The organism is Nitratireductor aquimarinus (assembly GCF_017255295.1).
Taxonomy (GTDB): domain Bacteria; phylum Pseudomonadota; class Alphaproteobacteria; order Rhizobiales; family Rhizobiaceae; genus Nitratireductor; species Nitratireductor aquimarinus.
The window spans coordinates 112,115-133,443 of record NZ_JAFKDE010000005.1 but is presented as its reverse complement, the minus strand read 5'-3'; the positions used below and the strand labels follow the sequence as shown (position 1 = coordinate 133,443).

Sequence of the window (21,329 nt, the reverse complement as noted above, 5' to 3'; positions counted from 1 at the left end):
TTGTTCCGTAAGGAAAGTCTAGCTGCATCACCCGGTTTTTGGTTGCGAAGTGTGTCCATCGAACGACCTTCCGTTGCGTCGGCCGACGGTTTTCATCGCGAAAGTGTCGTCAGCCGTATTTGGCGTCCAGCGTGATCTCGATGGCGCCAAGCGCCTTGGAGACGGGGCAGGAGGCCTTTGCCTTCTTGGCGATCTCGATGAATTTCGCTTCATCGAGGCCGGGCACGCTGCCCACCAGTGTCAGCGCGCTTTTGGTGATCTCGAAGCCGCCGCCCTCGGCCGGCTGCAGCGAGACATCGGCGCGCACGTCCAGCTTGACGGCCGGCGTGTCGTTGCCGGCCAGCATGTGCGAGAGCTGCATGGCGAAACAGCCTGCATGCGCGCCCGCGATGAGTTCTTCCGGATTGGTGCCGGTCTTGCCGCTTTCGTCCTCGAAGCGGGCCTTGAAGCCGAGGGGGAGGCCCGAAAGCGCACCGCTTTGCGTGTCGAGGCTGCCTGAGCCCTCAACCAGCGATCCCTTCCAGGTGACGTTCGCATGCCGTTTCATAGCCATGGTCTTCTCCTCGTTGAAATAGTGCGTTGAGACGGAAAGGCCAGATCGCCCTAGATTGCCTCTCCGCGCAGCAGTCTCGGCGTGCCGGGGGCGATGCCCGAGGCCTGCTGGATGAAGTAACGCTTCATGGAGGGCATTCGTTCAACCAGCCCGAGGCCGAAATCGCGCAGCGCCCGCACCGGGGCGATGTCGTTGGAGAACAGCCGGTTCAGAACGTCGGTCGTCACGCCCATCTGCACCGTGTCGAAGCGCCGCCAGCGCTCGTAGCGCTGCAGCACGTCGAGCGCGCCGATATCCTCGCCCAGCCGCTCGGCCTCGACGATCACCTCGGCCAGCGCCGCCGCGTCCTTGAAGCCCAGATTGAGCCCCTGTCCGGCGATGGGGTGGATGCCATGCGCCGCATCGCCCGCCAGCGCAAAGCGCGGCTTCACGAAGTCGCGCGCCAGCGTCAGTCCCAGCGGCCATGCCCGGCGCGGACCCTCGACGCGGATCTCGCCGAGCTTCAGGCCGAAGCGCAGCTCCAGCTCCTGCTCGAACACCAGGTCGTCCTCATTGACCAGCCGCTCCGCATCCTCGGTGCGTTCGGTCCACACGATGCACGAGCGGTTGCCTTTCAGCGGCAGGGTGGCGAAGGGGCCGGCCGGCAGGAAATGCTCTTCCGCGCGGCCGTGATGCGGGCGCTCATGCGCCACCACGCACACAATGCCCGACTGGCCATAGCCCCAGTGCACGGTCTTGATGCCCGCCATGTCGCGCAGCCGCGAGCGCACGCCATCGGCGGCGATCAGCAGGCGTGCCCGGCAGGTGGAGCCGTCGGCAAGGCTGGCCTCCACATGGCCGCCCATATCGGTGAAACCTTCCACCGCCACGCCCTCGATGATCTCGATGCCGCATTCGGCGGCGCGGGCGCGCAGCGCCCCGTTGGTGTGCCGGTTCATCACCATATGCGCGAAGGGCTCGCCCGCTTCGGCTTCGCCGCCAAAGGTCAGGAGCACGGGGCGCACCGGGTCGGCGGTGCGCGAATCGGTAATTTCCATCTCCGTGATGGGCTGCGCTTCCGGCTCGATCTCGTCCCAGCAGTCGAGACGCTTCAGCATCCGGCAGGCCGCTGCGGCGATGGCCGATGCGCGTCCGTCGCGCTGCCACACGCCTTCGGGCGCGGCATCCACCAGCGCCACTTTCAGGTTCGGCTGCGCGCGGCAGATCGAGACGGCGGTCGCCAGGCCCACATAGCCCGCCCCGGCAATCAGGATGTCCAGCTCCCGCGTGGAAGTCTGTTTCGTGCTCTTGGCCATGCCGTTACCTCGTTCGTCACCGGTTCTGTGCCCGTATTCGCCGGGCGTGTCACTGCTTGGCTTGACTTGACCCCCGCCTTCGTCTTGGAAACCGTCAGCCATCGTTTCAAGCTGCCGGAGGGGATCCGTTAATGTCGTCGGCCATGCAAGACCTACTCGCCATACTCGATCTTGAGACATTGGAACACAATCTGTTTCGTGGTCGCAGCCCTCAATCGGCCTGGCAACGTGTTTTTGGCGGTCAGGTCATCGGTCAGGCCCTTGTCGCGGCGCAGCGCACCGTCAATGCCGCCCGCCATGTCCATTCGCTCCACTGCTATTTCATGCGGCCGGGCGATCCCGCCGTGCCGATCATCTACGAGGTCGACCGCATCCGCGATGGCGGCAGCTTCACCACGCGCCGCGTCGTCGCCATCCAGCATGGCCATGCGATCTTCTCGCTTTCGGCCTCCTTCCAGAAGGAAGAGCCCGGCCTCGATCACCAGATCCCCATGCCGCAGGATGTCACCCCGCCGGAAAACCTGCGCACCCAGCGCGAATTCCTGCAGGAGTTCGGCGACAGCGTGCCGGAAAACATCCGCCGCTACTGGGCGCGCGAGCGTCCCATCGAGGTACGCCCCGTCATCGTCGAGCACTACACCAGCCGCGACAAGCTGCCGCCGCGCCAGGATGTCTGGATCCGCACCACCGGTCCTGTGCCGGATGATCGCGCGCTTCAGGCCGCCGTGCTTGCCTATCTCTCCGACATGACCCTGCTCGATACCTCCACCTTCGCCCATGGGCGAAACGGTTTCGATCCCGATATCCAGATGGCAAGTCTCGACCATGCCATGTGGTTCCATCGCCCGCACAGGCTCGACGACTGGCTGCTCTACACGCAGGACAGCCCGTCCGCGCAGGGCGCGCGCGGCTTCTCGCGCGGCAGCCTGTATGCGCTCGATGGCACGCTGGTCGCTTCCGTGGCCCAGGAAGGTCTGGTGCGCCTGCGCACAAAATAGGCAAATCGTATATTCTGCCTAATTTCTGTTCATTTATGATTTGCCGGCGTTGAGCTTTCTCAGCGCCGGTTTTCTTTTTTCATAACTTTTTCAATGCCTTGAGTGACGCGCAGTCAAACTGGCACGGCATTTGTTTCTCCTTTGCTGACGCGGCCCGCATGGCGGTTCGCGCGATGCAGGCAACCCGCGGGAACCCCGCAACAGCAAAGGTGAACTGCCATGAAAATCGTGATGGCAATCGTCAAGCCCTTCAAGCTGGAGGCGGTGCGCGAAGCGCTCACCGGCCTCGGCATTCAGGGCCTCACCGTGACAGAGGTGAAGGGCTACGGACGACAGAAAGGACACACGGAGATCTATCGCGGCGCAGAATACGCCGTGACGTTCCTGCCCAAGATCAAGGTCGAGGTGGCCGTCGATTCCGACCTGGTCGACCGGGCGGTCGAGGCCATCGCCGAGGCCGCGCGCACGGGCCAGATCGGCGACGGCAAGATTTTCGTCCACGCGCTCGATCGCGCGGTGCGCATCCGCACCGGCGAAACCGGTATCGAAGCGCTTTAGGCGGCATATTCCGATGGAGAATCAGATGATGTATCGAACACTGAAAAGCGCCGCACGTCCGCTGGCGCCGGGCGGGCTCGCACTGGCGGCCATGTTGGCAGCCATGCCCCTGCCGGCGCTGGCGCAGGAAACAGCGCCCGAATTCGCCTCGTCTGCCGAGACGGCCTTCATTTTCAACACGCTGCTGTTCCTGATGGGCGGCTTTCTGGTCATGTGGATGGCGGCCGGCTTCGCCATGCTCGAGGCCGGCATGGTGCGCACCAAGAACGTGTCCATGCAGCTCCTCAAGAACATCGCGCTCTATTCCATCGCCGGCCTCATGTACTGGGTGGTGGGTTACAGCCTGATGTATGTGGATGTGTCGGGTTATATCGGCTCCTTCGCGCCCTACAGCTGGCCGGCCGCTGGCACGGCCAATGAGGGTGATTATTCGGTCGCCTCCGACTGGTTCTTCCAGATGGTTTTCGTCGCCACGGCGGCATCCATCGTGTCGGGCACGCTGGCCGAGCGAATCAAGCTGTGGCCGTTCCTGATCTTCGTCGTCGTTCTCACCGGCTTCATCTATCCCATCGCCGGGTCTTGGAAGTGGGGCGGCGGCTGGCTCGACGCCATGGGCTTTCAGGATTTCGCCGGTTCCACGCTGGTCCACTCGGTTGGCGGCTGGGCAGCCCTTGCCGGCGCACTTCTTCTGGGTGCGCGCAATGGCAAATATGCCTCTGATGGCCGTGTCTCGCCGATCCCGGGGTCCAACATGGCGCTCGCCACGCTTGGCACCTTCATTCTCTGGCTCGGCTGGTTCGGCTTCAACGGCGCATCGCAGCTCGCCATGGGCACCAATGCCGATGCTTCCGATATCAGCCGCATCTTCGCCAACACCAACCTCGCGGCGGCTGCCGGCGTGGTGGCGGCGCTGCTTCTCACGCAGGTGCTCTACAAGAAGGTCGACATCACCTTCGTGCTGAACGGCGCGCTGGCCGGCCTCGTGTCCATCACCGCCGAGCCGCTCACGCCCAGCCCGTTCATGGCGATCGTCATCGGCGCTGTCGGCGGCATCATCGTGGTGCTCACCGTGCCGCTGCTCGACAAGCTGCGCATCGATGATGTGGTCGGCGCCATCCCGGTCCACCTTCTTGCAGGCATCTGGGGCACGCTCGCCGTCCCGCTGACCAACAGTGACGCCAGCTTCAGCGTGCAGATTGTCGGCATCGTCGCCTATGGCGCGTTCACCTTCGTCGTCTCCTATGTGGTCTGGATGGTGCTCAAGCAGACCATGGGCCTGCGCGTCAGCGCCGAGGACGAAATGAACGGTCTCGACGTTGCCGAAGTCGGGGTGGAAGCCTATCCCGAGTTCATGCCCATGCATGGCAGATGAGCATCGGACCGAAAAAGCATCGGACCGAAAAGTGGGAACCGGTTTTCGGGCAAATCCGATGCTCCCACAATGATTTAAGTCATCGCATGCCTTGCCTGACAATCGGCCTTCGGGCCGGTTGCCTTCCTGATGGGCCCGGTTCCCCGGGCCCTTTTTTGTCGGGCGGCGAGAAATCATCGCCCACCCCTCCATGGTTAATGCCGCCTTAACCATCGGGCCGCTAGGGTCGGCCTTGAGTCATTACGGCGCGGTTCGCGTCGGAAACCAAGCGCGAGCGGAGAATTGTGCGCATGAGTTCCGGGTCTTCGGCATTCCTGGCCATGAGTGAAAACAGCTACGGTCTGCAGGCATTTTTGCGTCGTCAGGCGGCGCGAATCGGTGGTTTGGCGCTTCTGGCGTTTGTGGCCTTCGCGGTGGCCGCGCTGGCCACGTGGAATGTCGCAGACCCCAGTTTCAGCCACGCCACGGCAAATCCGGTCACCAACGCCATGGGTTATCCCGGCGCGGTGTTCTCCGATCTCGCCATGCAGTTCTACGGCCTGGCCGCGCTGGTCGGTCTGGTTCCGGCCGTCTGCTGGGGCGCGCTGCTCCTGCTTGGCCGTGAAATCGACCGCGGCCTGAAGCGCGCCGGCGCATGGTTCCTGGGCGCGGTTCTGGCTGCCGGCATTGTCGGCGCTTTCGCGCCGCCCGCCACCTGGCCGCTGCCCACCGGGCTTGGCGGCGTTCTCGGCGATGCGATCCTGTCCCTTCCGGCCAAGTTCACCGGTGCTTATCCGCGCGGCATTTTCGGCTTTGTCATCGCCGCCGTTCTGGCGCTGCCTTCTGGCTGGTTGCTTGCCTTTGGCGCCGGCATTCTCTCGCGTCCCGACGCCGAAACCTTCGACGACGAGATGGAAGACGAAGCGCCCTTCGACACGCTTGATGAAGATGAAGAAAGCGGCGGTTCGGTCATTCTTGGCTACATGGCCCATTGGTGGCTGTCGTTCTGCGCCTTCTTCCGCCGCAACCTTGTGCGCGGCGAGCGGAGCGAGCGGCGTCGCACGCGTGCCGTCGAGCCGATCGAGGACGATGTTCCCTTCGATGATTTCAATGACGATTTCGGCGACGATTTCGGAGATGAAGCGCGCGTCGAGCCGGACTTCAATGATGCGCCCGTGGCCGCTCCCCGCGTCCATGTGGAGCCAGAATTCGATGAGCCCGCTCCGCGCCGTGTCGTGGAGCAGCCCGCCGCGCCGAGACGCGTTGTCTCTCAGGCGGCTCCTGCTGCCGCGCCGGCTGCGCCGCAGCGCGTGGAAAACCCGGCTCCCCGGCCTGCCGAGGGCGCGCGGGTGCGCCGCGAGGCCCAGCCTTCCTTCCTCGATAGCGGCACGTTCGAGCTGCCGGAGCTGCACCTTCTGGCCGAGCCCAAGACGTCGACCAAGGATCCGTCGCTTTCCCGCGACGCGCTTGAGCAGAATGCCCGTCTTCTCGAAGGCGTTCTGGAAGATTTCGGCGTCAAGGGCGAGATCATTCACGTGCGGCCCGGCCCGGTCGTCACGCTCTACGAGCTGGAGCCGGCCCCCGGCATCAAGTCGTCGCGCGTCATTGGCCTGGCAGACGACATCGCCCGCTCCATGAGCGCCATAGCGGCCCGCGTGGCCGTTGTTCCCGGCCGCAACGCCATCGGCATCGAGCTGCCCAATTCGACGCGCGAAACCGTGTTCCTGCGCGAGCTTCTGGCCAGCCGCGATTTCGAATCGAGCAAGGCCAAGCTGGCGCTCACGCTGGGCAAGACCATCAATGGCGAATCGGTCATCGCCGATCTCGCCAAGATGCCCCACCTCCTCGTTGCCGGCACCACCGGTTCGGGTAAGTCGGTGGCCATCAACACCATGATCCTGTCGCTGCTCTACCGCATGACGCCCGAGCAGTGCCGCCTGATCATGATCGATCCGAAAATGCTCGAACTGTCGATCTATGACGGCATTCCGCATCTTCTCACCCCGGTCGTGACCGATCCGAAAAAGGCCGTGGTCGCGCTGAAGTGGACCGTGCGGGAGATGGAAGACCGCTACCGCAAGATGTCCAAGGTCGGTGTGCGCAACATCGACGGCTTCAACCAGCGCGTCGTCGCCGCTAAGAAGAAGGGCGAGACGATCAAACGCACGGTGCAGACCGGCTTCGACCGCGAGACCGGCGAGGCGATCTACGAGAGCGAGGAACTGGATCTCGAGCCGATGCCGTTCATCGTCGTCATCATCGACGAGATGGCCGACCTGATGATGGTCGCCGGCAAGGACATCGAGGGCGCGGTGCAGCGTCTGGCGCAGATGGCGCGCGCCGCCGGCATCCACGTGATCATGGCCACGCAGCGTCCGTCGGTCGACGTCATCACCGGCACGATCAAGGCCAACTTCCCGACCCGTATCTCCTTCCAGGTGACGTCGAAGATCGACAGCCGCACCATTCTGGGCGAGCAGGGCGCCGAGCAGCTTCTGGGCATGGGCGACATGCTCTATATGGCCGGTGGCGGCCGTATACAGCGTGTCCACGGTCCCTTCGTGTCCGATGGCGAGGTGGAGAGCATCGTCGCGCATCTCAAGACGCAGGGCATTCCCGATTATCTCGACGCCGTGACCGAGGATGAAGACGAGGATGATGGCGGTTCCGGCGGCTCAGGCTCCGGTGGCGGCGGCAATCTCGGCAATTCCGAAGACCCTTACGATCAGGCCGTGGCCGTGGTGCTGCGCGATGGCAAGGCGTCCACCAGCTACATCCAGCGTCGTCTGGGCATTGGCTACAACCGCGCCGCCTCGATCATCGAGCGCATGGAGGAAGAGGGCGTCGTCGGCCCGGCAAATCACGCCGGCAAGCGCGAAATCCTCGTGCCCACCGAGCAGGACGAGGTCTGACACCGGCCCGCAACGCTGGAACCCGGGGCCCGTCAGGTCGTTATCGGGCAGCCAAAATTCGGCCCTACTGGTTGGTTACCGGTGGGGCAAATGTGGAGATCGAACACGATGATTTTTCGGGCAACCGACTTTCTGGCGCGACGCGCAGCCATTGCAGCACTGGCTCTGGCGGCATCTCTTGTCGCGCCGATGGTGGCGCAGGCCGCCCAGAGCGCCGATCAGATTGCGGCGCATTTTTCCAGCGTCCGCACCATGATGGGCGAGTTCGTGCAGTTCGGGCCGCGTGGCGAGCAGACCGGCGGCAAGTTCTACATCGAGCGTCCGGGCAAGATCCGCTTCGACTATGAAGCCCCCTCCGGCTTCCGCGTTACCTCCGACGGCAGCTCGGTGGTGATCATGAACAAGAAGCTCAACACGGCGGATCTCTATCCGCTGTCCAAGACGCCGTTGAAGCTGCTGCTCGACGAGCGCATCGACCTGTCCGGCGACAAGGTTCAGACCGTTCGCGAGGACGATGACCTGACGACGATCAAGATGGCCGACAAGTCGGTCTTCGGAAACTCGACCATCACCATGATGTTCGATTCCGCCTCCTACGATTTGCGCCAGTGGACCATCACCGACGCGCAGGGCAAGGACACGACGGTCATGATCTTCAACGTCCAGCAGGGCGTGACCTTCGATCCGAGCGTGTTCGAGATCGACTATCGCCGCGTCGACAAGATGAGCCGCAACAAGCGCTGACCGGGCGTTTCTGCGCGTTTTATGAGGGGCCGGGCTGTGGACAGCCCGGCCTTTTCCTTTTCGGCAGAATGCCGCGCTTGTCTTCGCGGCGGCTTCCGGGCAATTTTACGCTTCTCGCAAGCGATCAATCCCGGACCCGTTTCATGCCCTTCTCCATCGCCACCTGGAACATCAACTCCGTGCGGCTGCGCATGCCGCTCGTCGAGCAGTTTCTGGAGCGCTACAGTCCGGATGTCCTGTGCCTGCAGGAAACCAAATGCGCTGACGACCAGTTCCCCGCCGCCGCTTTCCGCAAGGCCGGCTATGAGCATATCGCGATCCATGGCCAGAAGGGCTATCACGGCGTCGCCACCGTTGCCCGCCGGCCGTTGAAACTGGTCGAGAAGCGCGAATTCTGCGGCATGGGCGACACCCGCCACATCTCCGTTTCCGTCGAGGCCGCGCCCGGTCGTTCCGTGCTCCTGCACAATTTCTACGTTCCCGCCGGCGGCGACGAACCCGACCCGGACATCAATCCGAAATTCCGCCACAAGCTCGACTTCCTCGCCGAAATGCATGCCCTGCGGGCGGAAGAGGACGGCAACTCCGGTTCGATCCTTGTCGGCGATCTGAACATCGCACCGCTGGAAACCGATGTCTGGTCGCACAAGCAGCTTCTGAAAGTGGTCAGCCACACCCCGGTCGAGACCGAAGGGCTGGAGCGGCTGCGCAGGGAAGGCGGCTGGGTGGACCTGATGCGCGAGAAGATCCCGCCGGAAGAGAAGATCTTCACCTGGTGGAGCTACCGCGCGAAGGACTGGGCGCTTTCCGACCGCGGCCGCAGGCTCGATCACATCTGGTCGTCGCCCAACCTCTCGCCGGCGCTCAGCCGGATCGAGGTGCTGCGCGAGGCGCGTGGCTGGGACCGTCCGTCGGACCATGTGCCGGTGATTGCCGGCTTCGATTTCGGCTGATTTCTTTTTTCGGAATTTTTCCGGCTTTTTCCTGAAACGGCGTAAAACGAGCCCGTTTCAGAGCAAATTCCGGAAAAAACTCCAAACCGTGCGAATCACCGGATAAGGCGCGACGCCGCCTCTTCCATGCGCGCGATCATCGCCTGCAGATTTTTCGAAATCCGCTGGTGCAGGCGCATGGCCGTTTCGGGAAATTCTTCGAGAATGCGGTGAAAGGTCGAGCGGCTGACGCGGATCAGCCGTGTTTCGCTTTCGGTCATCGCGCTGGTCATGCGCCGGCCTTCCGCGATCAGCGCGAATTCGCCCATGATCTGGCCCGGCCCAAGCGTTTCGATGATCTGCCGCCTGTCGTCATGTTCGGTGAAAAGGACGACTTTTCCCGAGGCGACAATGAAGGCGCAGTCGGCAAAAGCGCCTTCCCCATAGATATCCCGTCCGGCGGAAAGCGTCATGCTTTCGGCGCCGAAGGCCATGAGGCGCAACTGCTCCCGCGTGAACCCTTCGAAAAGACTCACACCGGACAGAATGCGAATGTCATCGTCCAGCGCCATTTACGTCGTCCCCGACCCGTTCCCGACGATCTGTAAACGCCTTACGCGCTGACTCACGGAACGAGCTTATAACCACCGCTTTCTGTCACAAGAATTTCAGCTTTGGAAGGATCACGCTCGATCTTTTGCCGAAGGCGATAAACATGTGTCTCAAGCGTGTGCGTCGTCACGCCCGAATTGTAGCCCCATACCTCTTCCAGGAGCACGTCGCGGGTCACCACTTTCTGCTCGGCGCGGTAGAGATATTTGATGATCGCGGCTTCCTTCTCCGTCAGGCGGATCTTGCCGCCGCGCTCGTCCAGGAGAAGTTTCTGCGATGGCTTGAACGTGTAGGGGCCAACCGCGAAGGTCGCGTCCTCGCTCTGCTCGTGCTGGCGAAGCTGTGCGCGGATGCGGGCCAGAAGCACCGCGAAGCGGAACGGCTTGGTCACATAGTCGTTGGCGCCGGCCTCGAGCCCGAGAATGGTGTCCGAATCGGTGTCCTGCGCCGTGAGCATGATGATCGGCGCCCGGTAACCGCCCTTGCGCAGAAGCTTGACGGCCTCGCGGCCATCCATGTCGGGCAGGCCGACATCCATGATGAGCAGATCGACAATTGCGCTGCGCGCAGCCTGTATGCCCTTCGTTGCCGTTTCTTCCTGAAGAATGTCGAACTCTTCATAGAGCGACAATTGCTCGACGAGAGTCGTCCTCAGGTCTTCATCATCATCAACGATTAGGATGGTGCGTGACGTCATAATTCGATCCACTATCCAGGAAAACGTTTGCTGGTTCAAATGGAATTGCAGTGTTGACCATTCCAGCTTTATGCGGAACGTGACAGTGCGAAAAGACCATGGCGAACATTTGTTCCACAGGGCAACATATTCGAAGACGCGGGTTTTTCCCAGAATGCAGTACAAAGCCGGCAAAAAGGTTGATCTGATCGAGGTGCGGCGCAGGCCGGGAAAACCGACCCAGGCGCTGTTGACGGTCGGGCCGCTCGTTTTTCCCTGCGCGCTCGGGCGCGGCGGCACGACCATGCTGAAACGCGAGGGCGACGGCGCAACGCCGCTCACCCGGATGCGCCTGCTCTACGGTTATTTTCGCGGCGACCGCGCCCGCTCCGGCCCGCCCGCATCCCGCCTTGCGATGACGCGAATCGATCCGCGCGATGGCTGGTGCGATGCTTCCGGCGACCGCAATTACAACCGCCCCGTCCGGCTGCCCTATCCGGCAAGCCATGAACGGATGGAGCGTGAAGACCGGCTCTATGATGTGTGCATGGTCTCCGACTGGAACATGCGCCCGGCAATGCGCAATCGCGGCAGCGCGATCTTTTTCCACATCGCCAGGCCCGGTTTTCCGCCGACCGAAGGCTGTATCGCGGTTTCGCCGCAGGCCATGGCCCGCATTCTGCCGCTGATCGGCCCGCGCACCCGAATCAGGGTTCACCGCTAGGGGCAGGACCCTGGGCCGGTTACCTCTCTGCGGGCTCCCGCGCCACGGCATGATATTCGGGGTTGGGATGCATATCGACGGCAGCGGCCATGCGGTTGGTCATGTTGAAGAAGCTGGCGACGGCGGCGATGTCCCAGATATCGCGCTCGGAAAAACCGTTCTCGCGAAGCGCCTGCCGGTCCTTTTCCTCGATCTTGTCAGGGGTTTCGGTCATCTTCACCGCGAAATCGAGCATCGCCTTCTGTCGCGGATCGAGCCGGGCCGCGCGGTAGTTCATGACCATCAGTTCGCCAAGCACGGGATCACCCGAAAGCTCGCGCACCGCCGCGCCATGGGCAGTCAGGCAGTAGAAGCAGTGGTTCACGCTGGAGACGGCAACGGCGATCATTTCACGTTCGAGCTTGGAAAGCCCCGAATCGCTCAGCATCAGGTCGTTGTACATCTGGGTAAACGCCCTGAGCTTGTTCTCATCGAAGGCGTAGGCAAGCAGAACGTTGGGAACGAGGCCCAGCTTTTCGCGGCACTTTGCGAAATAGGCTTCCGTCTCTTCGCTCAAGCCTTCAAGAGGCGGAAAATGCAATGCAGTGACCGGTTGCGTCATTTTGCGAACACCCTTTCGATAGGAATAGAGGTGTATGGAGCCTGCATGGTGGAATGACGGGTCGTCAAACCGCTTTTGTCTGAATACGATGGGCCAGTTTGGTAAACCAACAGGGATTTTTCGGCATGGTAGCCAAAGCAAAGACCTCCAAGACCGCCAAGAAGGGCGGAGCCAAGGGCAAGACTGGAGGCGTGGAGAGCGTGCATCAGATCATTCTGTCGCGCGCGCCAGCGGAGGACCTTCGCGCGTATGAGGACGCCGCACTGCTGCTGGCGGCCGAGGACGCAGCGTCGGCGATTTCGGCGCACAAGCCCGGCACCAGCGTGGTTCGCGTGGACAACAGCACCGGCGTGGAGCGTTGCGGCCGGGGCGTCACGACGGTGACGCTCGTGAACGACAACATGCCCTTCCTGTTCGACTCGGTGATGAGCGAACTCAGCGAATTCGGCGTCGAGGCGACGCTGGTGCTGCATCCGGTTCTGGTTGTTCGGCATGGCAAGAACGGCGTGGACGAGATCGTCGGCGACGTGGCGAACACCAAGGTCGGCCCCGACGATGACAAGGTGAGCCTTATCCATGTTCACCTGCCGAAACTGACCGACGAGCAGAGCGAGAGCCTGAAGGCGCAGCTCGACAAGACGCTGGCGCAGGTGCGTGCAGCCGTCGCCGACTGGAAGCCGATGCTGGCCCGGCTCGACCAGCAGATCACCGAGCTGCGCTACGCGCCGGTGCCGCTGGAAAAAGACGCCGTGGCCGAGGCCATTGCCTTCCTGGAATGGCTGCGCGACGACAATTTCACCTTCCTCGGCATGCGCGAATTCCTCTACACCGGCGGTGAGGAAAGCGGCACGCTGGAGCGCGCCGACAAGAAGGGCCTCGGCATCCTGTCCGATCCCGACGTTCTGGTTCTGCGTCGCGGCAATGAGACCGTTTCGACGACGCCGGAAATCCGCGCCTTCCTGCATGGTCCCGATCCGTTCATCGTGACCAAGGCAAACGCCAAGACGGTGGTGCACCGCCGCGCCTATCTCGACTATATCGGCATCAAGACATTCGACGATGAGGGCAAGCTGACCGGCGAGCTGCGCATCGTGGGCCTGTTCACCTCCACCGCCTACACGCGCTCGGTGATGAAGATCCCGTATCTGCGCTCCAAGGCGGAAGCCGTGATCGTCAAATCCGGCTTTGCGCCCACCGATCACTCGGGCAAGGCGCTCACCAATGTGCTGGAATCCTATCCGCGCGACGAGCTTTTCCAGATCGGCCTGCCTATCCTGCGCAAGCATGCCGAGGCGATCCTTGCGCTGGGCGAGCGCCCGCGCGTGCGCGCCCTCTACCGCGTCGACCAGTTCGACCGCTTCGTGTCGGTGATCGTTTTCGTGCCGCGCGACCGCTACGATTCGCAGGCGCGCGTGGAGATCGGCAATTACCTGAAGGACGTCTTCAAGGGTCGCGTCTCGGCCTATTATCCGGCCTTCCCGGAAGGCACGCTGGCGCGTGTTCACTTCATCATCGGGCGTTCGGGCGGCAAGACCCCGCGCATCGAGACGGAGACGCTGGAAGCCGAAATCCGCAAGATCGTGCGCACCTGGGACGACGCGCTGCAGGAGGCGGTGGAAGAAACCGGCGCCGACATCAAGCTCGCCAAGGTGGCGGCTGGCTTCCCCGACAGCTACCGCAACGGTTTCTCTGCGGAGACGGCGCTGATCGATGCCGAGCGCATCAGCCGGCTTTCCAGAAAGAACCCGATCGCCATCGATTTCCATCGTCATGAAGATCAGGACGAGGCGCAGGCCGCGCTGAAGATCTATCATTACGATACGCCGGTGCCGCTGACCGAGCGCGTGCCGCTGCTGGAGAACATGGGTTTCCGTGTGATCAGCGAGCGGACCTTCGAGGTCGGCGACGCTGACGACACCGACAGCGCCCAGATTTTCGTGCATGACATGGAGCTGGAGAACGCCTTTGACGGGGCCATCGACCTTTCGGACGAGGGCGCGCTGTTCGAGGAGATGTTCCTTTCGGTCTGGCGCAGCGAGCATGATGACGACCGCCTTAACGCGCTGGCGCAGACGGCGCGCCTGCGGGTGGACGAGATCGCCATTCTGCGCGCCTACAGCCGCTTCCTGGCGCAGGCCAACATTCCGCAGAGCCAGGGCTTCATCGCGGCGACGCTGAACCGCTATCCGCAGATCGCGCGCAGGCTGTTCGAGTTCTTCGTGGTGCGTTTCGACCCGGCGCGGGCCGAGAAGGCCAGTGCGAAGGACGAGGCCGAAGCGCTGTGCAAGGCCATCGAGACCGATCTGGATGCGGTGCCGAACCTGGATGATGATACGATCATCCGTCGCTTCCTGAACCTCATTGAATCCACGCTGCGCACGAACCATTATCGTCCGAAGGAGGACGAGGCGGTGCGGTCGCTGGCGCTGAAATTCGATTCCCGCGCCATCACCGGCCTGCCGCAGCCGCGCCCGTGGCGCGAAATCTTCGTCTACGGTCCGGAAGTGGAGGGCGTGCATCTGCGCTACGGCCCGGTGGCGCGTGGTGGCCTGCGCTGGTCCGACCGTGCGCAGGACTACCGCACCGAAGTGCTGGGACTGGTGAAGGCGCAGCAGGTGAAGAATGCCGTGATCGTGCCGGTGGGCGCGAAAGGCGGCTTCTACCCGCGTCGTCTGCCCGTTGGCGGCAACCGCCAGGAAGTCTTCGAGGCGGGCCGTGCAGCCTATATCAACTTCATCTCCAGCCTGCTGTCGCTGACCGACAATCTGGACGGCGACAGGGTTCTGCCGCCGGAAGGCGTGGTCCGCCATGACGGCAACGATCCGTATTTCGTGGTGGCCGCCGACAAGGGAACGGCAACGTTCTCCGACACGGCAAACGGCATCAGCCAGGCGCATGATTTCTGGCTCGACGATGCGTTCGCATCGGGCGGTTCGGCCGGCTACGACCACAAGAAGATGGGCATCACCGCGCGCGGTGCGTGGGAGGCCGTGAAGCGGCATTTCCGCGAGATGAACCGCGACATCCAGACGGAGCCCTTCACCGCCGTGGGCGTGGGCGACATGTCGGGCGACGTGTTCGGCAACGGCATGCTGCTTTCCACCTGCACGAAGGTGGTGGCGGCATTCGATCACCGCGACATCTTCATCGACCCCGATCCGGATACGGCGGTTTCCTATGCCGAGCGCAAGCGCCTCTTCGACATGGGGCGTTCAAGCTGGCAGGACTACGACAAGGACAAGCTCTCCAAGGGCGGTGTCATCGTCTCGCGTTCGCAGAAGTCGATCACGCTGCCCAAGGCGGCGGCTGACGCGATCGGGCTCGACAAGGTGACGGCGTCTCCCACCGAGATCATGATGGCGATCCTGCGCGCTCCGGTGGACCTTCTGTGGTTCGGCGGCATCGGCACCTATGTGCGCGGCGCTGGCGAAAGCGATCAGGATGTGGGTGACCGCGCCAATGACGCGATCCGCGTGGCTGCGCGTGAAGTGGGCGCGAAGGTGGTCGGCGAAGGGGCTAATCTGGGCATGACCCAGCTTGCCCGCATCGAGTTTGGCATGAAGGGCGGCCGCTGCAACTCCGACGCCATCGACAACTCGGCCGGCGTGAACTCGTCGGACGTGGAGGTCAACATCAAGATCGCGCTGGCGGCGGCGATGCGTGGCGGCGGGCTCGAACGGCCTGCGCGCGACAAGCTTCTGGCCGAGATGACCGACGAGGTTGCCGGGCTTGTGCTGGCCAACAACTACCAGCAGACGCTGGCCATCTCGCAGGTGGTCAAGCGGGGCATGCCGGAAATGCCGCACCAGGCGCGCATGATGACGCTGCTCGAGCAGCGCGGGCTTCTCGACCGGGCGGTCGAGTTCCTGCCCGGGCCGCAGGAGCTGGCCGACCGCGAAAGCCGCGGCGAGCCGCTGACGCGTGCGGAGATCGGCGTGCTTCTGGCCTATGCCAAGATCGTGCTGTTCGATGAGATCGTTGCGAGCCCGGTGCCGGATGCGCCGCATCTGGAAGAGGATCTGTTCGCCTACTTCCCCGACCGCATGGCGAAGAAGTACGAAACGGAAATCCGTGCGCACCGTCTGAAGCGCGAGATCATCGCCACCGAACTGGCAAACGATGTGATCAACCGTGGCGGGCCGAGCTTCGTGACGCGCCTGCAGGATCTGACGGGGCAGCCGGCTGCCGATATTGTCGCCGCCTTTGCCGTGGTGCGCGAGGGCTTTGAACTGCGTGACGTCTACAGGGCCATCGACGCGCTGGACAACCGGATCGACGGCATGGCGCAGCTCGAGCTCTACCAGCTCGTCTGGCGTCTGATTTACGCGGCGACCTCCTGGCAGCTCAAGAATGTGAGCGGCAAGGAAACCGTCGGGCAGCGCATCGAGCGCCTGCTGGCCGCGCGCAAAGCGCTGGAGCCGAAGCTTCTGCCGATGCTGCCCGCCTTCATGCGCGAGCGTCTGGACAATCGTCAGGCGCAGCTTGTGGCGTCGGGTGCGCCGGAGGAACTGGCCAGGCGTCTCGCCTTCCTCTCGGTTGCGCAGATGGTGCCGGACATCGAACTGGTGGCGGAGAAATCCGGTGCGCCGCTGGAGAAGGCCGCAAGGGCGTTCTTCGGTGTCACCGAGGCCTTCCGCATCGGCCGGATCGAGGATGCCGCGCACGCCATCGTGCCGTCGGACTATTATGACGGGCTGGCGCTGTTCCGCGCCACCGACATGATCAGCGCGGCCCGTCGTGGCATGAGCATTGCAGCACTCACCGATTACGCGAAGGACGATGATCCGGCTGCGAAATGGGTCGAGGCCGGCGGCGAGCATGTCGTGCGCGTGCGCGAACGTCTGCACTCGCTGGTGGAGGGCGGTGACCTGACCGTGTCACGTCTCACCGTCGCGTCCGGTCTGATGAGTGACCTGAGTGTCTGATGCAGCCGGGGCGCCGGACGACGCGGTTATGAACCGGCCAGAGGCGGAGCACAGGGCTGTGCCCCGCCGTGGCATCTGGGGCTGGATGCTGTTCGACTGGGCGCAGCAGCCCTTTCATACCCTCATCATCACCTTCGTCTTTGCGCCCTATTTCGCCGCCTCCGTGGCGCCGGATGCGGCGCGCGGACAGGAGCTGTGGGGGCTGGCGACGGGGATCGGCGGTCTCACGATTGCGCTTTCCTCGCCCATTCTTGGCGCGATTGCCGATGCGACGGGGCCGCGCAAGCCGTGGATCTTCGTGTTCTCGCTGATCGGCATTATCGCCTGCGCCTCGCTGTGGTTCGCCACGCCGGGCGGCGGGCATGTCACGCTCATTCTCATGGGTGTCGCGCTGGCCGTGTTCGGCATGGAATTCGCCGCCGTCTTCAACAATGCGATGATGCCGGACCTTGTGCCGCGCTCCGAGCTTGGCCGGCTTTCGGGCTCGGCCTGGGGGCTTGGCTATATTGGCGGGCTTCTGTCGCTGGTGCTGGTGCTTGGCTTCATGGCGGCGCAGCCGGACACGGGCCGCACGCTGCTCGGCTTTGAGCCGATCTTCGGCCTTGATGCGGCGACGCATGAGGGCGACCGCGCGGCGGGGCCGCTGACGGCCCTGTGGTATGCGCTGTTCGTGCTGCCGATGTTCCTGTTCACGCCGGACGCGCCGCGCCGCAGGGCAGCGACGGGAGCGATCCGCGAGGGGATGAAGCGGCTGGGCGGCACGCTGAAGCGGCTGCCGGGACAGCGCAGCTATTTCAGCTTCCTCCTGTCATCCATGTTCTACCGCGATGCGCTCAACGCGCTCTATGCCTTTGGCGGCATCTATGCGGCGGGCGTGCTGTCCTGGTCGATCACGCAGATCGGCCTGTTCGGCATTCTCGCCAATGTGACGGGCGCGCTGGGCGCGTGGCTCGGCGGGCGGATGGACCGGCGTTTCGGGCCGAAACTCGTGGTGAGCATCTCCATCGTGGTGCTGACGCTGTGCGCGCTTCTGGTGATCTCCACCACGCGCGACGAGCTCCTGTTCATGCCGATCAGCGGCGGCGGGGCAAGCAGCCTGCCGGACATCGCCTTCTTCGTGGCGGGTGCGTTCATCGGGGCTGCGGGCGGTTCGATACAGGCGGCGTCGCGCACGCTTCTGGTGGACCAGGTGCCGCGCGAGCGGGTGACGGAAGCCTTCGGGCTCTATGCCCTTTCGGGCAAGGCCACGGCCTTTATCGGGCCGTTCGCCATCGCCATTGCGACGGGCTATTTCGCTTCGGAGAGTTTCGGCTTTTCGAATGAGGATGCACAGCGTCTCGGCGTGACGCCGATCCTGGCGCTGTTCCTCATCGGCCTTGTGCTGGTGCCCTTCGTGAAGAGCAGGCATCAGGAGGCGGATGCCTCCTGATCTGTCTGTTCAGGCGTAGCGTTCCCGCTTTTCCTGGAATTGCGAAAACGCTCTAGCTTATTGCATTTGCGCAATTCCGGACGGAAAACCGGTTCCCACTTTTCCTGGAATTGCTCTAGTGGCGGAAGTGGCGCATGCCGGTCATGACCATGGCAATGCCATGCTCGTCGGCGGCGGCGATCACTTCGTCGTCGCGCATGGAGCCGCCCGGCTGGATGACGGCGGTGGCGCCGGCCTCAACGGCCGACAGAAGTCCGTCGGCGAAGGGGAAGAAGGCGTCTGAAGCGACGACCGATCCCTTGGTCAGCGGCTCTGCATTGCCGGCAGCTTCGGCTGCATCTTCCGCCTTGCGGGCGGCGATGCGGGCGGAATCGACACGGCTCATCTGGCCGGCGCCAACACCCACGGTCGCGCCGTCGCGGACATAGACGATGGCGTTCGACTTGACGTGCTTGGCGATGCGGAAGGCGACGATGAGGTCGGCCATTTCCTTCTCGCTCGGCGCGCGCTTGGTCACGACCTTGAGGTCGAGATCATCGACCACGCCATTGTCGCGCGACTGGACCAGAACGCCGCCGGCCACGGTCTTGACGGAAAGGCCGGGTGCGCGCGGGTCGGCAAGGCCGCCGGTGACGAGCAGGCGCAGGTTCTTCTTGGCGGCGACGATGGCGCGCGCCTCTTCTGTCGCGTCGGGCGCGATGATGACTTCGGTGAAGATCTTGACGATCTCGGTGGCCGCTTCCGCGTCGAGCGGGCGGTTGAGCGCCACGATGCCGCCGAATGCGGAGACGGGGTCGCAGGCGAGCGCCTTCTCATAGGCTTCGCGCAGCGTCGCGCCCTCGGCCACGCCACACGGATTGGCATGCTTGATGATGGCGACGGCGGCGGAGCGCTCCGGCGAGAACTCGGAGACGAGTTCGAAGGCGGCGTCCGTGTCGTTGATGTTGTTGTAGGAAAGCTGCTTGCCCTGAAGCTGGGTCGCGGTGGCGACGCCGGGGCGGCTTTCGCCGGTGACGTAGAAGCCTGCCTTCTGGTGCGGATTCTCGCCGTAGCGCATCACTTCCTTGAGCCTGCCGCCGACAGCGCGGAAATCCGGTGCGTCGACCTCGAGCGTTTCAGCAAACCAGCCGGAGATGGCCGCATCATAGGCTGCGGTGCGGGCAAAGGCCTTGGCGGCCAGTTCCTGACGCAGGCGGTAGGGCAGTGCGCCATCGTTTTCGGCCAGGGCCTCAAGGATGCGGGCATAGTCTGCCGGCTCCGTGACCACGGCCACATAGGCGTGGTTCTTGGCTGCCGCGCGCAGCATGGCCGGGCCGCCGATGTCGATGTTCTCGACCGTGGTTGCATAATCGCCACCGCCGAAACGCACCTCTTCGAACGGATAGAGATTGATGACCAGAAGGTCGATGGGCGCGATGTCGTGCTCTTTCATCGCGCTCGCATGGTCCGCATCGTCGCGAATGCCGAGCAGGCCGCCATGAACGCCCGGATGCAGCGTCTTCACGCGCCCGTCCATGATCTCGGGAAAGCCGGTCAGCTCCGAAACGTCGCGCACGGCGATGCCTTCGCCGGCGAGTGTTTTGGATGTGCCGCCGGTGGAGACGATCTCGACATTGCGGCCCGAAAGCGCGCGGGCGAAATCGACGATGCCGCTCTTGTCGGAAACGGACAGGAGCGCACGGCGGACGGGAACGAGATCGGGTGCGGGAATGTTCTTTGCTGCAACGGACATGCGAGGCGGCTCCGGCTTTGGGAAAGGATGCTGGGGACGTACCGGCAGGCGGCATGCAAATCAAGCGTGGCGCGGGTTGCGGGGCGCTTTTGCCACTGAAACGGGTTGCATTGTCGGGGCAAAACGGCATTGCTGCGCGTCATGATGGAGAAACCCGCTGTTCTTTACGCCTGCGAGCCGGATTTACCGGTGTCCGAGTTTGCCCAGGTGCTGCGCGAGTCCGGTCTGGATGCGATCCGCCCGGTGGATGACGAGGCGCGGCTTCAGCGCATGATTGCGGGCGCTGGTCTGGTGATGACGGCGCGGCGCAATGTGGAAGGAAAGCCGCTGGTGGGCGTGGCTCGCTCGGTGACGGACTTTTCGTGGTGCGCCTATCTTTCCGACCTCGCGGTTTCTTCGAAGGCGCAGGGGCTTGGCATCGGCCAGGGGCTGATCGATGCGACCCGCCGCGAACTCGGCCCGGAGGTGAGCCTGATGCTGGCTTCCGTGCCGGATGCGGTGGGCTTCTACGAGCGCATCGGCATGAACCGGATCAGCGATGCGTTCTGGCACGGTCGGGAGCGGTAGACCGCTGGTCGCAGAAATGGTTCTCCTGCCCTGAAGCCGGGCATGGACGCTGCACGCGGTGGCGCTCGACCCGCGCCTTTGGCTGTGGCAAAAAGAAACGCGCTGCCGTTTTGCCAAAGGCAAGCATGACGGCCTGTTCGTGAGAAGTGACGCAGAACCGCAAATTATGCGGCATAAACTCTGAAAGCTGCATATTTTGCATATTGCAATTTATTTTGCGATAAAATATACGGTATTGAGTTTGTTTCTCAGGATCAGGGCCTGACATGGATCAGATCGACCGTAAAATCGTGACTCTTCTCGCCGAAGACGCCCGGCGCTCGCTTGCCGATATTGGCGGCGTGGTGGGGCTTTCCGCATCGGCGGTCAATGAGCGCATCCGCCGGCTGACCGCGAGCGGCGTGATCCGGCGATTCACGGTGGACGCCGATCCTGACGCGCTTGGCTGCCCGGTTCTGGTCTTCATCTGGGTGTCGCTGGTTCAGAACGTCAATGAAGAGGCCTTCCGGATCTTTGCCTCCGCGCACAAGGCGGTGGAGGAATGCCACCATGTGACGGGGCCGTGGTCCTATCTCATCAAGGCGCGGGTGCCGGAGCTGGCCGATGTGGAGAGCGTGCTGGACGACATGAAGAAGCATGGCTATCTGGCGCGCAGCGAGTCTGTCGTCGCACTGTCGACCGTGGAGCCCGGCTCCTTCGCACCGGTCGAGAAGCCCTGAA

General features: G+C 63.5%; 17 protein-coding genes. 11 read left to right on the top strand and 6 right to left on the bottom strand.

Translation table 11 applies throughout. The features are described 5' to 3' along the window. Positions 1–109 precede the first annotated feature (109 nt). Together JYP46_RS09825 and JYP46_RS09820 are read right to left on the bottom strand one after the other, a co-directional pair. Positions 110–547: an OsmC family protein gene (locus JYP46_RS09825; protein WP_206548108.1), complete on the bottom strand. Its 438-nt coding sequence runs from the start codon at positions 545–547 to the stop codon at positions 110–112. 56 nt (positions 548–603) lie between these two features. Then, positions 604–1,848 carry a ubiquinone biosynthesis hydroxylase gene (locus JYP46_RS09820; protein WP_113153462.1) on the bottom strand — a complete coding sequence of 415 codons (1,245 nt, stop codon included), beginning with the start codon at positions 1,846–1,848 and terminating at the stop codon, positions 604–606. A gap of 131 nt (positions 1,849–1,979) precedes the next feature. Here JYP46_RS09820 and tesB point away from each other — a divergent pair, with 131 nt between their 5' ends. The 6 genes from tesB (at position 1,980) to JYP46_RS09790 (ending at position 9,364) form a co-directional block, all read left to right on the top strand. Continuing rightward, the gene (gene tesB, locus JYP46_RS09815) at positions 1,980–2,846 is read left to right on the top strand and encodes an acyl-CoA thioesterase II (protein WP_113153461.1); all 867 of its coding nucleotides are present in this window, start codon (positions 1,980–1,982) and stop codon (positions 2,844–2,846) included. Positions 2,847–3,065: 219 nt separating this feature from the next. After that, positions 3,066–3,404, top strand: a complete 339-nt coding sequence (locus tag JYP46_RS09810) for a P-II family nitrogen regulator (RefSeq protein WP_206548009.1) — start codon at positions 3,066–3,068, stop codon at positions 3,402–3,404. Between the two features lie 25 nt (positions 3,405–3,429). Next, positions 3,430–4,776: an ammonium transporter gene (locus JYP46_RS09805; RefSeq protein WP_206548008.1), complete on the top strand. Its 1,347-nt coding sequence runs from the start codon at positions 3,430–3,432 to the stop codon at positions 4,774–4,776. A 290-nt stretch (positions 4,777–5,066) separates the two neighbouring features. Beyond that, complete coding sequence (locus tag JYP46_RS09800; protein WP_206548007.1) at positions 5,067–7,667, top strand: FtsK/SpoIIIE family DNA translocase; 2,601 nt, start codon at positions 5,067–5,069, stop codon at positions 7,665–7,667. Positions 7,668–7,775: 108 nt separating this feature from the next. Beyond that, on the top strand, positions 7,776–8,411 hold the full coding sequence (locus JYP46_RS09795) for an outer-membrane lipoprotein carrier protein LolA (RefSeq protein ID WP_113153458.1): 636 nt from the start codon (positions 7,776–7,778) through the stop codon (positions 8,409–8,411). Positions 8,412–8,554: 143 nt separating this feature from the next. Continuing rightward, complete coding sequence (locus JYP46_RS09790; protein WP_113156068.1) at positions 8,555–9,364, top strand: exodeoxyribonuclease III; 810 nt, start codon at positions 8,555–8,557, stop codon at positions 9,362–9,364. A gap of 95 nt (positions 9,365–9,459) precedes the next feature. Here the strand turns inward: JYP46_RS09790 and JYP46_RS09785 are convergent, their stop codons facing one another. Beyond that, positions 9,460–9,915, bottom strand: coding sequence for a Crp/Fnr family transcriptional regulator (locus JYP46_RS09785; protein WP_206548006.1), 456 nt, complete (start codon positions 9,913–9,915; stop codon positions 9,460–9,462). 53 nt (positions 9,916–9,968) lie between these two features. After that, positions 9,969–10,652, bottom strand: a complete 684-nt coding sequence (locus JYP46_RS09780) for a response regulator transcription factor (protein WP_113153456.1) — start codon at positions 10,650–10,652, stop codon at positions 9,969–9,971. Between the two features lie 154 nt (positions 10,653–10,806). Here JYP46_RS09780 and JYP46_RS09775 point away from each other — a divergent pair, with 154 nt between their 5' ends. Then, entirely contained in the window at positions 10,807–11,355 is a 549-nt protein-coding gene (locus tag JYP46_RS09775; protein ID WP_113153455.1) for a L,D-transpeptidase family protein, read from the top strand. Positions 11,356–11,374: 19 nt separating this feature from the next. On the opposite strand, the gene JYP46_RS09770 is transcribed toward JYP46_RS09775, so the two are convergent. Next, positions 11,375–11,956, bottom strand: coding sequence for a peroxidase-related enzyme (locus JYP46_RS09770; protein WP_206548005.1), 582 nt, complete (start codon positions 11,954–11,956; stop codon positions 11,375–11,377). 125 nt (positions 11,957–12,081) lie between these two features. Between JYP46_RS09770 and JYP46_RS09765 the strand changes: the two genes are divergently transcribed. Further along, on the top strand, positions 12,082–16,881 hold the full coding sequence (locus JYP46_RS09765) for an NAD-glutamate dehydrogenase (RefSeq protein WP_206548004.1): 4,800 nt from the start codon (positions 12,082–12,084) through the stop codon (positions 16,879–16,881). Between the two features lie 28 nt (positions 16,882–16,909). Further along, the gene (locus JYP46_RS09760; protein ID WP_206548003.1) at positions 16,910–18,310 is read left to right on the top strand and encodes an MFS transporter; all 1,401 of its coding nucleotides are present in this window, start codon (positions 16,910–16,912) and stop codon (positions 18,308–18,310) included. A 115-nt stretch (positions 18,311–18,425) separates the two neighbouring features. Here the strand turns inward: JYP46_RS09760 and purH are convergent, their stop codons facing one another. Further along, positions 18,426–20,042 carry a bifunctional phosphoribosylaminoimidazolecarboxamide formyltransferase/IMP cyclohydrolase gene (gene purH, locus JYP46_RS09755; protein WP_206548002.1) on the bottom strand — a complete coding sequence of 539 codons (1,617 nt, stop codon included), beginning with the start codon at positions 20,040–20,042 and terminating at the stop codon, positions 18,426–18,428. A gap of 141 nt (positions 20,043–20,183) precedes the next feature. Between purH and JYP46_RS09750 the strand changes: the two genes are divergently transcribed. Together JYP46_RS09750 and JYP46_RS09745 are read left to right on the top strand one after the other, a co-directional pair. Then, positions 20,184–20,609, top strand: coding sequence for a GNAT family N-acetyltransferase (locus JYP46_RS09750; protein ID WP_206548001.1), 426 nt, complete (start codon positions 20,184–20,186; stop codon positions 20,607–20,609). A gap of 266 nt (positions 20,610–20,875) precedes the next feature. Continuing rightward, positions 20,876–21,328 carry an Lrp/AsnC family transcriptional regulator gene (locus JYP46_RS09745; protein ID WP_206548000.1) on the top strand — a complete coding sequence of 151 codons (453 nt, stop codon included), beginning with the start codon at positions 20,876–20,878 and terminating at the stop codon, positions 21,326–21,328. Position 21,329: the final 1 nt, after the last annotated feature.

Excerpts from the sequence above, each read along its gene's own strand:
- JYP46_RS09825 (WP_206548108.1), bottom strand. The coding sequence starts at position 547 with ATGAAACGGCATGCGAACGTCACCTGGAAGGGATCGCTGGTTGAGGGC.
- JYP46_RS09820 (WP_113153462.1), bottom strand. The coding sequence starts at position 1,848 with ATGGCCAAGAGCACGAAACAGACTTCCACGCGGGAGCTGGACATCCTG.
- tesB (WP_113153461.1), top strand. The coding sequence starts at position 1,980 with ATGTCGTCGGCCATGCAAGACCTACTCGCCATACTCGATCTTGAGACA.
- JYP46_RS09810 (WP_206548009.1), top strand. The coding sequence starts at position 3,066 with ATGAAAATCGTGATGGCAATCGTCAAGCCCTTCAAGCTGGAGGCGGTG.
- JYP46_RS09805 (WP_206548008.1), top strand. The coding sequence starts at position 3,430 with ATGATGTATCGAACACTGAAAAGCGCCGCACGTCCGCTGGCGCCGGGC.
- JYP46_RS09800 (WP_206548007.1), top strand. The coding sequence starts at position 5,067 with ATGAGTTCCGGGTCTTCGGCATTCCTGGCCATGAGTGAAAACAGCTAC.
- JYP46_RS09795 (WP_113153458.1), top strand. The coding sequence starts at position 7,776 with ATGATTTTTCGGGCAACCGACTTTCTGGCGCGACGCGCAGCCATTGCA.
- JYP46_RS09790 (WP_113156068.1), top strand. The coding sequence starts at position 8,555 with ATGCCCTTCTCCATCGCCACCTGGAACATCAACTCCGTGCGGCTGCGC.
- JYP46_RS09785 (WP_206548006.1), bottom strand. The coding sequence starts at position 9,915 with ATGGCGCTGGACGATGACATTCGCATTCTGTCCGGTGTGAGTCTTTTC.
- JYP46_RS09780 (WP_113153456.1), bottom strand. The coding sequence starts at position 10,652 with ATGACGTCACGCACCATCCTAATCGTTGATGATGATGAAGACCTGAGG.
- JYP46_RS09775 (WP_113153455.1), top strand. The coding sequence starts at position 10,807 with ATGCAGTACAAAGCCGGCAAAAAGGTTGATCTGATCGAGGTGCGGCGC.
- JYP46_RS09770 (WP_206548005.1), bottom strand. The coding sequence starts at position 11,956 with ATGACGCAACCGGTCACTGCATTGCATTTTCCGCCTCTTGAAGGCTTG.
- JYP46_RS09765 (WP_206548004.1), top strand. The coding sequence starts at position 12,082 with ATGGTAGCCAAAGCAAAGACCTCCAAGACCGCCAAGAAGGGCGGAGCC.
- JYP46_RS09760 (WP_206548003.1), top strand. The coding sequence starts at position 16,910 with ATGAACCGGCCAGAGGCGGAGCACAGGGCTGTGCCCCGCCGTGGCATC.
- purH (WP_206548002.1), bottom strand. The coding sequence starts at position 20,042 with ATGTCCGTTGCAGCAAAGAACATTCCCGCACCCGATCTCGTTCCCGTC.
- JYP46_RS09750 (WP_206548001.1), top strand. The coding sequence starts at position 20,184 with ATGATGGAGAAACCCGCTGTTCTTTACGCCTGCGAGCCGGATTTACCG.
- JYP46_RS09745 (WP_206548000.1), top strand. The coding sequence starts at position 20,876 with ATGGATCAGATCGACCGTAAAATCGTGACTCTTCTCGCCGAAGACGCC.